The sequence below is a fragment of the Pseudomonas sp. NFACC14 genome (assembly GCF_900106885.1).
GTDB lineage: Bacteria > Pseudomonadota > Gammaproteobacteria > Pseudomonadales > Pseudomonadaceae > Aquipseudomonas > Aquipseudomonas fluorescens_AA.
Window position 1 is genome coordinate 147,271 of the sequence record NZ_FNOA01000009.1, and the last position, 13,969, is coordinate 161,239.

Below are 13,969 nucleotides of genomic sequence, written 5' to 3' on the forward strand. Positions count from 1 at the left end.
GTACCGGCGGCTCGACGCCGTCGGCGGGATACAGGTCAGGCTGGCTGACCAAAACGTTGCATTTGCATTTCCTGGAGGCGACTGAGCGTACGGCGAAACGGGAATTGCAGATAGCCCTCGGTGTACAACTCATCCATCGGCACCGCAGCCGAAAGGCACAACGGAACCTTGCGGTCGTAGCATTCATCGACCAGGGCGATGAACCGTCGCACGCCGTCGTCGTGGACCGACAACTGCGGCAGCTCACGGTCACCGGCCACGACCCGCTCGACGCCGTCCTCGGTGCCACGGGCAATGCGCCCCTCGCGCTGTTCGGCGCTCAGGCAGGGCACATCACTGAGCAGGATGACGCTGAAGCGGTCGCACAGCGCCATGAAATCCAGCGCCGAGAACGGTTGCTCACACAGGTCGGCGTAACGGCTCCAGAGCACCGTATCGCTGGCCTGGACCGGCTCAAGCAGACGATGGCCCACGTCAATCGGCGCACGGCTCGACACCTGCCCGGCGGTCAACAGGTTGAAGACATCGCCCAGCGGATCGGGCTGCCCGGGATCGCGCAGCCAGTAACGCTGCTGCAATTGGCCTGGGTGCTGGCGATGGTCTTGCCAGCCGTTCACCGGCACAATCTGCATGTGCTGCTTGATCGCGGTGATGGTCGGCAGGAAACGCTCACGGTTGTGGCCGTTGGCATAGAGTTCTTCCGGTGGCAGGTTGGAGGTGCTCACCATCACCATGCCCAGCTCGAACATCACCTGGAACAAGCGCCCGAGAATGATCGCGTCACCAATGTCGTTGACGAACAGCTCGTCGAAACACAGCACCCGCACTTCTGCGCTCAACTCCCGGGCCAGGGCTTGCAAAGGATCCGGCGTGCCGGTGAGCTGGAACGAGCGCTGGTGCACCCACGCCATGAAATGATGGAAGTGCTGACGGCGGGCCGGCACCTTGAGGCTTTCATAAAAGCGGTCCATCAGCCAGGTCTTGCCACGCCCCACCGGGCCCCAGAGATAGACGCCCTTGATCGACTTGCGCCCTTCGTGCAACGCCTGGTGGCATTGCTCCAGCGCCATGATGGCCAATTCCTGGGCCTCGTCCTGGACGAAGCCGTGGTGTTCGATGGCATGCTGCCAGGCAGTCAAGGGGGAGTCGAAAGTCATACGGCCCGGGTCCGGAAAACGAAGGTGGGGAGTATGCCATGACAGCGAGGGAGCTTGCTCCCGCCGAGGCGCGCTGTAGGAGCTGTGTAGGAGCTGTCGAGTGCAACGAGGCTGCGATCTTTCCCCAGACACTTGAATCTCAAGCGAAAGAAAGCGAAAGATCGCAGCCTTCGGCAGCTCCTACGAACCGAGCGGGGACAAAACAGCTCGACTGCAGAACTCAGATTGAGATATCCAACCGACTGATCTTGCCCTGTTCATCGAGCCGAAAGGTATAACGCAACTCCAGCGGGCTGCCGGGGAATGTTCCGGAGATCAGGTTCTGCACCAGCACCTTGCCAGTGCGTTGCTGCACATTGAGCACTTCCACCCGTGGCTGGAATCGCTGGGCGGTGTCTTCCATCCATTGGGCGATGGCCTGGGTGCCAACGCGGTGCTGGCCTTCATCGAACACGTTGGCATCCTCGGCGAAGAAACGCGTCACCGCCGAACTGTCACGGGCATTGGCAGCCGCGATGTAGCCGGCGATGGCCGGGGCCAGGGAAGAGACGGGATTGGACATGGTACGGCTCCTTGTTTTATCGATCTGGCACCATGCTAGAACAGCGTTGTGTCAGTTTTTGTCAGGAGTGAAACGGCCGGTTTCGTCCAACTTCATCAACGCAAACCAGTCCCGCAACAAATCGCTGCGCCGGCCTGGATACCGCTCGCCCTGCTCGGTGGCCGAGGCAATCCGGTCGGTGCGAAAGGTCCGATAGGCGCCGCGCAATTCGCACCAGGCCACTACCACCCGCGCCTCGTTGAAAAAGCCCAGGGCCAGCGGCCAGATCAGGCGTTGGCTCGGAGTCTTGTTCACGTCGGCGTAGTCGATGTGCAGCTTGGCCTGGGCACGAATGGCCTGGCGGTAGACATTCAGCTCCACGGTGTTCTGCGGATAGCCATAACCCGGCGGGCCAGGCAGTACCGTAGGGTTGCGCAACGCGTCCCGCACATCCGGGGCCAGCACGGCGGCGACCTTCGCCAGGGCGTCGGCGGCCGCCTTGCCCAGCACCTCGTCGGCGCGCTGATCCACGTAGCGCAAGCCCAGCACGATGGCTTCGATTTCATCGGCGGTGAACATCAGCGGCGGCAGGAACAGGCCGCTGCGCAATACATAACCAATGCCCGCCTCGCCCTGGATCGGCGCACCGAGGGCCGTGAGTTCGGCAATGTCGCGGTACAAGGTGCGCTCGGATACATTCAGTTCATCCGCCAACGTCGCAGCGGTGACCGGGCAACGCTTGCCCCGCAAGACTTGCAGCAAAGTGAGCAGCCGAGTGGTACGCGACACGATGGACTGTCCGCAAAGAAAAGATGGTGCAGATTAGCAGAGGCTGGTGTCAGAAACTGTCAGGAGCCTCTGTCTATGAGCCAGGGTTCGTGGGTTGCCGTGGGGCACCTGTGGGGTATCGTGCTCAATCGCTTCCGGTTTTTTCATTCTTTGAGAGTCAATCCATGCGCAGAATCCTCGGCCTTTCCGTATTCCTGATCCTGCTCAGCCTCAGCGCCTGCGCCCTCTTCCCGAACCGTGACCCGCTGAACATCAACGTGGTCGGCATCGAACCGTTGCCCAACCAGGGCCTGGAGGTGCGCTTCGCCGTGAAACTGCGTGTGCAGAACCCCAACGAAACCGCCATCGACTACAACGGCGTGGCGCTGGACCTGGAGGTCAATGGCCGTACGCTGGCGACAGGGGTCAGTGACCAGACCGGCTCGATCCCGCGCTTTTCCGAAGCGATCCTGAGCGTCCCGGTGAGCATTTCGGCGTTTTCCGTGCTGCGCCAGACCCTGGGCCTTAGCCAGACCCAAAGCCTGGACAACCTGCCCTATGTGCTCAAGGGCAAACTCGCTGGCGGCGTGTTCGGCACCCTGCGCTTCGTCGACCGCGGGACCCTCGAACTGCCAGGCTCCGCGGCGACGTGGTGAATCACGCCGTGAAGCGCACGCCAGGCTTGGCGCGCTCGTCCACCACCAATTCGAACACATCCGGCCTGGCGTAGTGACCGACCACGTCATAGTCGTAGCGCGCCCGTACCAGGTCATCGGTGTCGATTTCGGCGGTCAGTAGCCCGGCAGTGTCTTTCAGCGGCCCGGCGAGCACATCGCCCATGGGCCCGATAATCACGCTGCCACCGGCAATCAGCGGCCGCTCGGCCGGCCAGTGCGCGACGTCGATACCCAGCGCCTGCGGCGAGGCCTGGACCTGACAGGCACTGACCACAAAACAACGCCCTTCGTGGGCGATATGCCGCATGGTCACCTGCCACATCTCCCGCTCATCCACTGTGGGCGCACACCAGACCTCCACCCCCTTGGCGTACATCGCGGTGCGAAACAGCGGCATCATGTTTTCCCAGCACACCGCCGCGCCGACCCGGCCAACCTGGCTGTCGATCACCGGCAAGGTCGAACCGTCGCCTTTGCCCCAGATCAGCCGCTCGGTGCCGGTGGGCATCAACTTGCGGTGCCGGGCCACCAGGCCCGCATCGGGTTCGAAGTACAGTGCGGTGCAGTAGAGGGTGCTGCCGACACGCTCGATGACGCCCAGCACCAGGCTCGCCCCCGTACGCGCCGATAGCCCGGCCAGCGCTTCGGTTTCCACGCCGGGCACATCAATGGCATTGGCAAAATAGCGGGCGAACGCTTCACGCCCCTCCGGCAGCCGGTAGCCCAGTTGCGTTCCGAACCCCTCGCCCTTGGGATAGTCACCGAGCAACGCTTCAGGCATCACCACCAGGCGTGCGCCGGCCTGGCGAATGGCGTCTTCATAGGAAAGGATCTGCGCCAGGGTCTCGCCCTTGCCGCCAGGCAACGAACCGATCTGCAGGGCAGCCACAATGGATTTGGGCATGGTTTTCAACTCCTTGATCATCAGGTGTTGCTGATTCTCAAGGAGCGGCCGATCATGAATAAAGCCCCAACCGCTGCTAAATGATATGAGCCTCATGAATATCGCCGACATCGACCTCAATCTGCTCAAGACGTTCGAAGCCCTGCATGACGAATCCAGCGCCAGCCGCGCCGCCGTGCGCCTGGGCGTGACCCAGTCGGCCATCAGCGCCGCATTGCGCAGGCTCCGCGGGTTGTATGACGATCAATTATTCGTGCGCACGGGCCGGGGTCTGGCGCCGACGCTGCGGGCCAACCAACTGAAACCGGTGATCAGCGAAGCTCTGGACAAATGTCGCCAGAGCCTGGCGATGGTCGACCCCGATGCCAGCCATTATGACGGCCGCTCGGTCATCATCGGCCTGTCGGACGATTTCGAGATTGCCCATGGGCGGCGCCTGATCGACGAAGTGGCCCGACGTGCGCCGGGACTGCGCTTGATTTTCCGTCAGACCCACAGCCAGATCGTCGGCCGGGCCTTGATGGAACGCGATCTCGACCTGGCGATCACCGCGGGTGGTTTCGCGCAGCGGCTGCTCAGCCGCCAGGTATTGGGTGAAGGCGATTACGCCTGCCTGTTGGACGCGGCGAGCCTGGCGCACGGCCAACAATCCCTCAGTCTGGAGGCGTTCGTGGCCCGCGAGCATCTGCTGGTGTCTTCAGGTGGCTTCATCGGCATCACCGACGAAGGATTGGCCGGGCTTGGCCTGAGACGGCGAGTCTGTGCCTCGACCACCCACTTCGCCGCGCTGCCATTCCTGCTCAAGGGCAGCCAGGCCGTAGCGACGATTCCGGCCCACGCCGCCCGGGCCATCGCCGACCTCAGCGGCCTGGCGTTGCTGCCCTGCCCCCTGGCCTTGCCCCGCTACCCCATCGAACTGGGCTGGCGGACCCACACGCAAATGGATCCGGCAATGCTCAAGGTGCGCGAGGCCATCAGCGCGACGTTTGCCTGAGGTTTACTTGTTGGCGGCCATCAGGCGATTGACTTCACTGCGCACCATGTTGGCGTATTCCGGCGGCGACATGCCGTCCAGTTCGGCACGCACCCACTCGGCCCACTTGCCCTTGCGTTTGGAGCGCTCGCCGAACAGGCGGGCGGCATCGCCCTTGGCCTTGCCCAGGTTGTTTTGCCACAGTTCAAAGAGTCGGGATTTTTCGTCTTCCAGCGCAGCGCGCTCGGCCAGGGGCTTGTCAGCCAGATTGAAGCTCATGGGAATTACCTGTTGCGTAAATAGGCGCCATCTTACACCTTGCAGGGAAACGTCTTAACCACGAATTGCGATGGATTGCCCTGCGAGGGCCTAGGCGCTGCAACTTTTTAACCGGCGCAGCACTCCACTGTTCAATGCCATCATCCACACAAGGAGTACTTCCATGGCCCGTAAAGGCACTGTGCAAGCGAACGGAGAGCAAATCAAGGATCAAGCCTTCAGCGAATTGACGGCGCTGATTGAAGAATCGGAAAAACTGCTCAAAAGCAGTGCCTCGCTGGTGGGCGAAGAGGCCGAAGACCTGCGAGGCCAGATAGCCCAGAAACTGCAACAGGCACGCGACTCGGTCACCAGCGCCCGGGAACGTACCCGTCCCATGGTCGATGCCACTGAGGTCTATATTGGCGGCCACCCCTGGCAGACCGTGGCGATTTCCGCGGGGTTCGGGCTGGTGGTGGGTTTGCTGCTAGGACGGCGTTAAACAATAGCAAGCAGCCCCAGGACCTGATGTGGGAGCGAGCTCGCTCGCGATAACGGTGGACCAGGCAACATCTCTGCTGCTGAACCACCGCCATCGCGAGCAAGCTCGCTCCCACAGGGACTTTTGATTGCCTCAAGCGGCGGGACCCGCCCGCAGGATCGACGCATCCTCCCCGCGGTACAACGCCTCCACCTTCCCTGCCCGCCACTGCAACACCGCCCGTTGGTTGATCGATCCCTTGTCGGTGATTTCACCACGGTCGATGGACGCCGGTTCATCGAGCAAGGCTATCCACTCCAAGCGACTGGCATTGCCGCTGGCTTCGCGGTTCAGGCGTTGCAGCCAGTCGGCGAACCATTGGCGTACCGGCGGGCTGGCGAGGACCTGGGCGTCGCTGGCATCCGCGTCCAGGCCTGACAGGCGCCGGCATTCAACAAGTCGTGGAAACACCAGCGCGCCCAGGCACTCGCGATCCGGTGCGGTGATCACCAGGTCCTGGACGTAGGGTGTGCCTTCCAGCACCGCACGGTTACGCAACGGCCCGACGCTGACAAACACACCGGAAGACAGTTTGAAGTCCTCGGCGATCCGCCCGTCGAACATCAGCCCCAGTTGCGGATTGCTGGCATCGGCCAGTTTGATCGCATCCCCCGAGCAATAGAAACCGTCCTCGTCGAACACTTCGGCGGTCTGCTGCGGCGAACGCCAGTAGCCGGGCATGATGTGTGGTCCGCGAAAACGCCCTTCGAACTTGCCATCCACCGGCACCAGCCGGACCTCGCAGCCGGGCGCCGGAAGACCGATGTAGCCGGCCATGGACAAGGGCCCGGTGGTGAAGGTGCAGGACGGCGACGCTTCGGTCATGCCCAGGCCCGCCATCATGCGGATACGTTCTCCGCAATGCTGCTCGGCGACCTTGTCGAGCCGGTCCCAGGTACTTTGGGACAAGCCCGCCGCGGCAAAGAAGAACAGGCTGATGCGCTTGAAGAAACGCTCGCGCAATTCACCGTCCTGCTCCAAGGCGCTGACCAATTCTTCCCAGCCCTTGGGTACGGTCAGGTAGGCGGTGGGGGAAATTTCCTTGAGGTTGCGCAGGGTCTCGGCGAAGCCCTGGGCGGTGGGTTTGCCGTCGTCCAGGTAGAACGTGCCGCCGTTGTACAGCACGATGCCGACGTTGTGGCTACCCCCGAACGTGTGGTTCCACGGCAGCCAGTCCACCAGCACCGGCGGCACCTCGCCGAACACCGGGAAGGTTTGCAGCAGCATCTGCTGATTGGCGCACAGCATACGCTGGGTGGTGATCACGGCCTTGGGCAGCTTGGTGGAGCCCGAGGTGAACAGGAACTTGGCGATGCTGTCCGGGCCGGTGGCGGCGAACGCCTGCTCGGCCTCCGCGCCGCCGGGTTGAGCCAACAGGCTGGCGAAGCTGGTCCTGGAGCGGCCCGCCATCTCGCCGCGCACCGTGATCAAGGGAACGTTCGCCGGCAATACGGCATTGATCGCTCGTTCGAACGGGGCGGCTTCGCTGACAAACACCAACCCCGGCTGCAACAGATCGCAGACGTGACGCAGCTTGGCGAAATCCTGGGACAGCAATGAATAAGCCGGCGACACCGGGCAATAGGGAACGCCGGCGTACATTGCGCCGAGGGCCATTTGCAGGTGTTCGATGTCGTTGCCGGAGAGCAGCGCCAAGGGTTTTTCCGCTGACAAACCGTAACCGAGCAGGCTTTGAGCGATGGCCCGGACACTGTCGAGCATCTGCGCATAACTGACCCGACGCCAGTCGCCGCCCGCTTCACGGGCCGCGATAAACGTCTGCTGCGGGCGCACCTCGGCCCAGTGCACCAGGCGTTCGAGCAAACGCGCCGGCAGCGGGGCCAGGGGTTCCAGGGAGCGCATGTGCAAAATGCCGCGCTCTTCCCGGACTTCGACGGCAGGATGACCAATCGACACCTGGCGATAACGCCCGGCCTCGGGTCGGGAGGACGATCTGGACTCGGAACTCACGTACATTTCCTCCACCAAGGCACGCTCGGGTCGCGAGGCGAGCGGAGCGTGGCAGCGCGGGGCTGCGGCCTTGTCATTGTTATTCTGGCCTGCATCCGGGCGGCGGCTTTCGAGGCTCGACCGCCCATGATGCGATGGGTTTCAGATCGGGTAATGCCGGGGACCGTTCTGCAAGGTCACCCAGCGCAACTGGGTGAAATGCTCGATGGACGCCTTGCCGCCGAAGCTGCCATAACCGCTGGACTTGACCCCGCCGAAGGGCATCTGCGCCTCGTCGTGCACGGTCGGCCCGTTGATGTGGCAAATGCCCGACTCGACCCGCTGGGCCAAGGCCAACGCGCGGGTGGTATCGCGGCTGAAGATGGCTGCCGACAGGCCGAACTCGGAATCGTTGGCCAGGCGCAACAGCGCTTCATCGCCCTCGCCGCGCAACAGCACCGCCACTGGCCCGAAGGACTCTTCGCGGTACAGGCGCATCTGCGCAGTGACACCGTCGAGCAAGGTCGGCTGCAGGATGCTGCCTTCCAACTGGCCACCGGTGACCAGCGTTGCGCCTTTGGCCAAGGCATCGTCGATCAGTCCCTTGATGCGCTGGCCGGCACTGGCATCGACCAACGAGCCCAGCACCGAATCGCCGGCCGCCGGATCACCGGCACGCAAGGTGGCGATCTTGGCGGTCAGCTTGGCGATGAACGCATCCGCCACGCGGGCATCGACGATCAATCGCTCGGTGGACATGCAGATCTGGCCCTGGTTGAAGTAGGCCCCGAAGGCCGCCGCTTGCACGGCGGCGTCCAGGTCGGCGTCATCCAGCACCAGCAACGGCGCCTTGCCGCCCAGCTCCAGCAACGCTGGTTTGAGATGGCGCGCCGAGAGTTCGCCGACGATGCGGCCGACGTGGGTCGAACCGGTGAAATTGACCCGGCGCACCGCCGGGTTGGCGATCAACCGTTCGACAATGGCCGGCGCATCCGCCGGTGCGTTACAGATCACGTTGACCACACCATCACCCAGCCCGGCGTCCTGCAACACCTGGCCGATCAACCGGTGCACCGCAGGACTGATCTCGGAAGCCTTGAGCACCACGGTGTTACCGCAGGCCAGGGGCATGGCGATGGCGCGGGTGGCGAGAATCACCGGAGCGTTCCAGGGCGCGATGCCCAACACCACGCCACAGGGCTGACGCAGGGCCATGGCGAAACTGCCAGGCACGTCGGAAGGAATGATTTCGCCATTGATCTGGGTGGTCATGGACGCCGCTTCGCGCAGCATGTTCGCCGCCAGGTGCACGTTGAAACCGTACCAGTTGGCCATGGCACCAGTCTCACCGGCCGCGGCGATAAACTCGCCACTGCGGGCCTGCAATTGCTCGGCTGCCCGTAGCAGACGCGTGCGGCGTTCGTTGGGTGGCAGCGCGGCCCAGGCAGGAAATGCCGCCTGGGCCGCGGCCACGGCGGCATCGGCATCTTCGAGGGTGGCGGCGGCCACGTGAGACACCACTTCACCGGTCACCGGGTTGCAGCGCTCGAAGGTCCGGCCGTCGCGGGCCGGGCACGACTGGCCGCCAATCAACAGGGGCACGTCCAGCATGGTGATTCCTCTTTATTGTCTTTATCGGGAACACGTTCACAGTAGCGCCGAGGGCCTGGGACGAACAGCCCGCGGGCACACGATGGCGCCCGCCGCGCGATTGTCTCAGCGCTTGTAGGTCTGCAGGCCCGGCTTGATGGTCTTGTCGTCCAGGAATTGCTTCATCCCCTGCTCGCGGCCACCCTCGGTATCGAGCAGGCGCGACTGGTCGAGCTTGGCGTACAGGTAATCTTCGTTCTGTTCCCAGGTCAGTTCGCGGCAACGCTTGAAGCCATGCTTGGCCGCCCGCAGCACCACCGGGTTCTTTTCCAACAGGTTGCGGGCCAGTTCCACAGTGACTTCACGCAACTGCGCCAAGGGCACGCTCTCATTGACCAGGCCCATTTCGGCCGCTTTCTGCCCACCGAAGGTCTTGCCGGTCATGATGTAGTACAGCGATTGGCGATGGCCCACGGTGTCGGCCATGGCCTTGCTGACGAGGTTGCCCGGCGGGATGCCCCAGTTGATTTCCGAAAGACCGAAAGTCGCTTCGTCGGCGCAGATCGCCAGGTCACACGCCACCAGCGGGCTGAAACCGCCACCGAAACACCAGCCATTGACCATGGCGATGGTTGGCTTGGCGTACATGCGCAGTAATTTCCACTGCCATTGCGAGGCTTCGCGACGGATTTTTTCCTGGAGGATTTCCGGCCCGGCATCCACTTCGCGGAAGTATTCCTTGAGGTCCATGCCAGCGGTCCAGGCGTCACCGGCCCCGGTCAGCACCAATACCCCTGCGGCCGGATCCTGCTCCAGGGTCTCGAGCACGTCGATCATCTCGCGGTTGAGGGTCGGACTCATGGCGTTGCGTTTTTCCGGGCGATTGAGGGTGACCCAGGCGATGCCCTCCTCGATGTCGACCTTGACGGTTTTCCAGCGACCTTCGTAATTGCTCATGATGCGTGCTCTCTTGTTCTTGACTGAAGATGATCAAAAACTAAACCGGAAATTTAGTTATGTCAATTAACTATTAATCAGTTTATCTGTATTTTCCAGAGACTGGATCGAAGGTTTAAAAATTCGAATATGCACAAGCCCGTAGCCAGGGCGCCGCAACCCCGGCAAACTGGATAGCCTTGTTAACCACTTACCTTGAGGACACTCACTTCGATGGCCAAGTCTTCCAAGCTTGCCGAACCCGCCGAGCCCCTGGTCGCCGGTACCGACGCACAGGTGCCGCTGGACTCCGCCCTGGACGACCTGATCGGTTACGCCCTGCGCCGCGCCCAGTTGAAACTGTTCCAGAACCTGATTGGCCGGCTTGCCGTCCACGATCTGCGGCCCGCCCAGTTCTCGGCCCTGGCAATCATCGACCAGAATCCCGGCCTGATGCAGGCCGACCTGGCCAAGGCCCTGGCGATCGAACCGCCGCAAGTGGTGCCGCTGCTCAATAAGCTGGAAAGCCGGGCTTTGGCGGTGCGCGTGCGCTGCAAGCCGGACAAGCGCTCCTATGGGATCTTCCTGAGCAAGACCGGCGAAACCCTGCTCAAGGAACTCAAGCAAATTGCCGCCCAGAGCGACCTTGACTCCACCGCGGCCCTCTCAGGGGCTGAGCGCGAGGAGTTGCTGCGGTTGTTAAAGAAGGTTTACCAGTAGCGAGCCTGGCGCGGGTCCCTGCGGCATCGCTATGTGGGAGCAAGCCTTGCTCCCACAAGCGCTAGCCAACCGACTCGAAACTCACCAGATCGGCACGCTGTACGTCACCAGGAACCGGGTCTGGTTCTCGTCGCGAAACGCCGCGGTACCCGGGAAGTTGTTGCGATAGATCGATTTGCGGGCCAGCAACCCGACGTTCTTCAGCGGGCCGCCCTGGATCACGTACCCCAACTCCATCTGGAACTCACGCTCCTTGCGATCCTCGGCATTGAGGGCCGCCAGCTCGATGTGATCGCCACGCACATAACGCAGTCGAGTCCTCAGGCCTGGCACGCCCACGGCGGCGAAATCGTAGTCATGGATCGCCTGCCAGGTGCGCTCCTTGGCATTGAGGAAGTCCGAGCTCATGGTCATTTCACTCAAGCCCATCAACTCGGTGCCGGACACATACGGCGTGGCCGTATCGCCACTGGCGTGCATGTAGCCCAGGCTCACGCGATGCCCGCCCAGGCGATAGCCGACCAGCGCCGAGACATTGCGGTTATCCACCTTTCCGGCCTTGGCCGCGCCGTCTTCGTCACTGAAAAAACTGCGCAGGTCGGTGGTCAGGACACCATCGCCCAGGGGCAGGTTATGCAACAACGCCAGGGTGTCCTGCTGGTACAGGTCCGCCACTTCGGCGTGGTAGGCCCGCAGGCTGAGGTCTTTGTTGACCTGATAGTCACCGCCCACATACGCCATATGGGAAGAGGTCGCCGCGCCGTTGAATCGGCGGTTGGGCGAGGCGATGCTCATCGGCTGGTAATCGGTGGAATCGCGGCGGGCGATGCGATCGATATAACCGGTGTTCAACGTCAAACCGTCGAAATCCTTGGAACTGAGCGTCGTCCCGCGAAAGGTCTGCGGCAGCAGCCGCGACGGGCTGGCAAAGGCAAATGGCAGGAAGATCGAGACATCGCCGGTCTTCACCGTGGTTTGAGCGAAACGCAGCTTGCCGGTCACGCCCAGGCGCGAATACTCATCCGCCGCGCGCTTGTCGCTGGCGGACACAGGCAACAGTTCAGTGCCACTGCGATCCGGCGACGAATCAAGCTTGATGCCCAGCAATCCCCTGACATCCAGGCCGAACCCGACCGTGCCCGGGGTGAACCCCGACTCCATGTTCATGAACACACCCTGGGCCCATTCTCGCGCTGCGGTCTTGGCGCCGTCGTCCTTGTAGTCGCGGTCCATGTAGTAATTGCGAAGGGTCAGCGTACCGTGGCTGTCGTCGATGAAGCCTTCCGCCCACGATACGGGAGAACCGAGGCTCAGCCCGAGACAGGCCAGCAGAGGGACGAGGGATGAAACAGGGCGCGCCGTCAGCGCGTCCCGAGCAAGATTTGGCATGTTCGGAGTCCATTTATTGTTGTTGTTTTGATCGGCCCGAGCTTGGCGACGGGGGCCGTGCGGACAAAGAATGGAAACGGCACCGGCGCTTCGTCAATCGACAATGTCCGATAATCGAACATTAATATAACTAACTAATTTACCCATTCCTCCGTGAATCCTTTCCAAGCCACTGATTTTCATACTGAACTGCTCGCTTATTGACGCCCTTCCGGCACCCTTCATTTTTTAGTTAGCTTTGTTAATCTTAAACCCATCCGCCGGCTTTCCTTCGAGCGGTGTCCCCTCACAAAAACAATAAGAGGATTTGCCATGGACCGTCCGGCGCGTCGTGCCACGCTGACCATTGCCTTGTGTTTCATCGTTGCGTTGATCGAGGGTTTCGACCTGCAGTCAGCCGGTACCGCCGCCGCAGGACTACGGCAGACCTTTGCCCTTGACCCGAAAATGATGGGCTGGGTGTTCAGCGCCGGGATCATCGGGTTGCTGCCAGGAGCCTTCTTCGGTGGTTGGATCGCTGATCGCATCGGTCGCAAGAAAATCCTCATCACCGCGGTCTTGCTCTTCGGCGTGTTTTCCCTCAGCACCGCTTATGTCGAACACTTCTCCAGCCTGTTGCTGGTGCGTTTCATGACCGGCCTGGGCCTGGGCGCCGCCCTGCCCAACCTCATTGCCCTGTGTGCCGAAGCCGTGGGTGAGCAGCGCCGAGGCACGGCCATCAGCGTGATGTATGCGGGGGTGCCGCTGGGCGGTGCATTGGCTGCCGTGGTGGCGATGCTGTTTGGCGAGCACTGGCAGATGACGTTTTTCATCGGTGGGTTGGCGCCGCTGCTGGTGGTGCCACTGATGCTCCTGTGGCTTCCAGAATCCAGCGCCTTTCGCCAGGTGCAAGATGGCGGCACATCGCGCGGTTCCACCGCCCAGGCGCTGTTCGGTGAAGGCCGCGGCCGTACCACCTTGGCCCTGTGGTTGAGCTATTTCTTCACCCTGACGGTCATGTACATGTTGCTCAACTGGCTGCCGTCATTGTTGCTGGAACAGGGCTTCAGCAAACCCCAGGCCGGCCTGGTGCAGATGCTGTTCAACATCGGTGGCGCCCTTGGCTCGTTGCTGGGCGGCCTGTTGCTGGACCGTTGCAATGGCATCAAGGTAGTGCTGTTCGTCTATGCCGGCCTGTTGAGCGCCCTGGCCGGGGTCGGCTTGTCGGTCGGCATCGTACCGATGGGCATCGCCGGGTTCGCCGCCGGGCTGTTCGTCATGGCCGCGCAACTGGTTCTCTATGCCTTGGCACCGCCCTCCTACCCTACGGCCGTGCGTGCGACGGGGGTTGGTGCCGCGGTGGCCATCGGGCGCCTGGGCTCGGTGGCCGGGCCCCTGGCCGCCGGGCAGATCCTGGCGGCCGGGGGTGGAACCACGGCTGTATTGCTGGCGACTTCTCCTGGGTTGGTGGTGGCGACGTTGGCTGTTCTCAGTGTGATTCGCCATTCGGCGGGGCCACGATTGAGGGCTACGAATCCGGTTGTGAAGCATTCCTGAGTGGCTGCGCATATCCGTTATCAGGTAAC

At 62.5% G+C, this 13,969-nt stretch carries 14 protein-coding genes; 5 read left to right on the top strand and 9 right to left on the bottom strand.

From position 1 onward, the window contains the following. Positions 1-35: 35 nt before the first annotated feature. The 3 genes from zapE to BLU85_RS15850 all read right to left on the bottom strand — a co-directional run bounded on the left by zapE (position 36) and on the right by BLU85_RS15850 (position 2,487). A complete protein-coding gene (gene zapE / locus BLU85_RS15840; RefSeq protein ID WP_092200707.1) occupies positions 36-1,157 on the bottom strand; it encodes a cell division protein ZapE in 1,122 nt (373 codons plus the stop codon). Between the two features lie 220 nt (positions 1,158-1,377). After that, complete coding sequence (locus BLU85_RS15845; RefSeq protein ID WP_003202401.1) at positions 1,378-1,719, bottom strand: nuclear transport factor 2 family protein; 342 nt, start codon at positions 1,717-1,719, stop codon at positions 1,378-1,380. A 51-nt stretch (positions 1,720-1,770) separates the two neighbouring features. Further along, a complete protein-coding gene (locus BLU85_RS15850; protein ID WP_092200704.1) occupies positions 1,771-2,487 on the bottom strand; it encodes a helix-turn-helix transcriptional regulator in 717 nt (238 codons plus the stop codon). Positions 2,488-2,651: 164 nt separating this feature from the next. On the opposite strand from BLU85_RS15850, the gene BLU85_RS15855 reads away from it, so the two are divergent. After that, positions 2,652-3,122 carry an LEA/WHy family protein gene (locus BLU85_RS15855; protein WP_092200701.1) on the top strand — a complete coding sequence of 157 codons (471 nt, stop codon included), beginning with the start codon at positions 2,652-2,654 and terminating at the stop codon, positions 3,120-3,122. A 1-nt stretch (position 3,123) separates the two neighbouring features. Here the strand turns inward: BLU85_RS15855 and BLU85_RS15860 are convergent, their stop codons facing one another. Continuing rightward, positions 3,124-4,047, bottom strand: coding sequence for a carbon-nitrogen hydrolase family protein (locus tag BLU85_RS15860; RefSeq protein ID WP_092201094.1), 924 nt, complete (start codon positions 4,045-4,047; stop codon positions 3,124-3,126). An 85-nt stretch (positions 4,048-4,132) separates the two neighbouring features. Here BLU85_RS15860 and BLU85_RS15865 point away from each other — a divergent pair, with 85 nt between their 5' ends. Beyond that, positions 4,133-5,041 (top strand): LysR substrate-binding domain-containing protein, encoded by a 909-nt coding sequence (locus tag BLU85_RS15865; RefSeq protein WP_092200698.1) that lies wholly within the window; start codon positions 4,133-4,135, stop codon positions 5,039-5,041. Positions 5,042-5,044: 3 nt separating this feature from the next. Here BLU85_RS15865 and BLU85_RS15870 read toward each other — a convergent pair whose 3' ends face one another. Then, positions 5,045-5,299 (bottom strand): hypothetical protein, encoded by a 255-nt coding sequence (locus BLU85_RS15870; protein ID WP_003181187.1) that lies wholly within the window; start codon positions 5,297-5,299, stop codon positions 5,045-5,047. Positions 5,300-5,462: 163 nt separating this feature from the next. On the opposite strand from BLU85_RS15870, the gene BLU85_RS15875 reads away from it, so the two are divergent. Continuing rightward, positions 5,463-5,780: an ElaB/YgaM/YqjD family protein gene (locus BLU85_RS15875; protein ID WP_092164831.1), complete on the top strand. Its 318-nt coding sequence runs from the start codon at positions 5,463-5,465 to the stop codon at positions 5,778-5,780. 132 nt (positions 5,781-5,912) lie between these two features. Here the strand turns inward: BLU85_RS15875 and BLU85_RS15880 are convergent, their stop codons facing one another. The 3 genes from BLU85_RS15880 to BLU85_RS15890 form a co-directional block, all read right to left on the bottom strand. After that, positions 5,913-7,790 (bottom strand): feruloyl-CoA synthase, encoded by a 1,878-nt coding sequence (locus tag BLU85_RS15880; protein ID WP_092201092.1) that lies wholly within the window; start codon positions 7,788-7,790, stop codon positions 5,913-5,915. Positions 7,791-7,931: 141 nt separating this feature from the next. Beyond that, the gene (locus BLU85_RS15885; RefSeq protein ID WP_092200695.1) at positions 7,932-9,380 is read right to left on the bottom strand and encodes an aldehyde dehydrogenase; all 1,449 of its coding nucleotides are present in this window, start codon (positions 9,378-9,380) and stop codon (positions 7,932-7,934) included. A gap of 105 nt (positions 9,381-9,485) precedes the next feature. Continuing rightward, on the bottom strand, positions 9,486-10,316 hold the full coding sequence (locus BLU85_RS15890; RefSeq protein WP_092200692.1) for a p-hydroxycinnamoyl CoA hydratase/lyase: 831 nt from the start codon (positions 10,314-10,316) through the stop codon (positions 9,486-9,488). 213 nt (positions 10,317-10,529) lie between these two features. Between BLU85_RS15890 and BLU85_RS15895 the strand changes: the two genes are divergently transcribed. Then, positions 10,530-11,015, top strand: a complete 486-nt coding sequence (locus BLU85_RS15895; RefSeq protein ID WP_060742571.1) for a MarR family winged helix-turn-helix transcriptional regulator — start codon at positions 10,530-10,532, stop codon at positions 11,013-11,015. 81 nt (positions 11,016-11,096) lie between these two features. Here BLU85_RS15895 and BLU85_RS15900 read toward each other — a convergent pair whose 3' ends face one another. Beyond that, positions 11,097-12,404, bottom strand: a complete 1,308-nt coding sequence (locus BLU85_RS15900) for an OprD family porin (RefSeq protein ID WP_092200689.1) — start codon at positions 12,402-12,404, stop codon at positions 11,097-11,099. Positions 12,405-12,716: 312 nt separating this feature from the next. On the opposite strand from BLU85_RS15900, the gene mhpT reads away from it, so the two are divergent. Beyond that, entirely contained in the window at positions 12,717-13,940 is a 1,224-nt protein-coding gene (gene mhpT / locus BLU85_RS15905) for a 3-(3-hydroxy-phenyl)propionate transporter MhpT (protein WP_092200686.1), read from the top strand. The last annotated feature ends 29 nt before the right edge of the window (positions 13,941-13,969 follow it).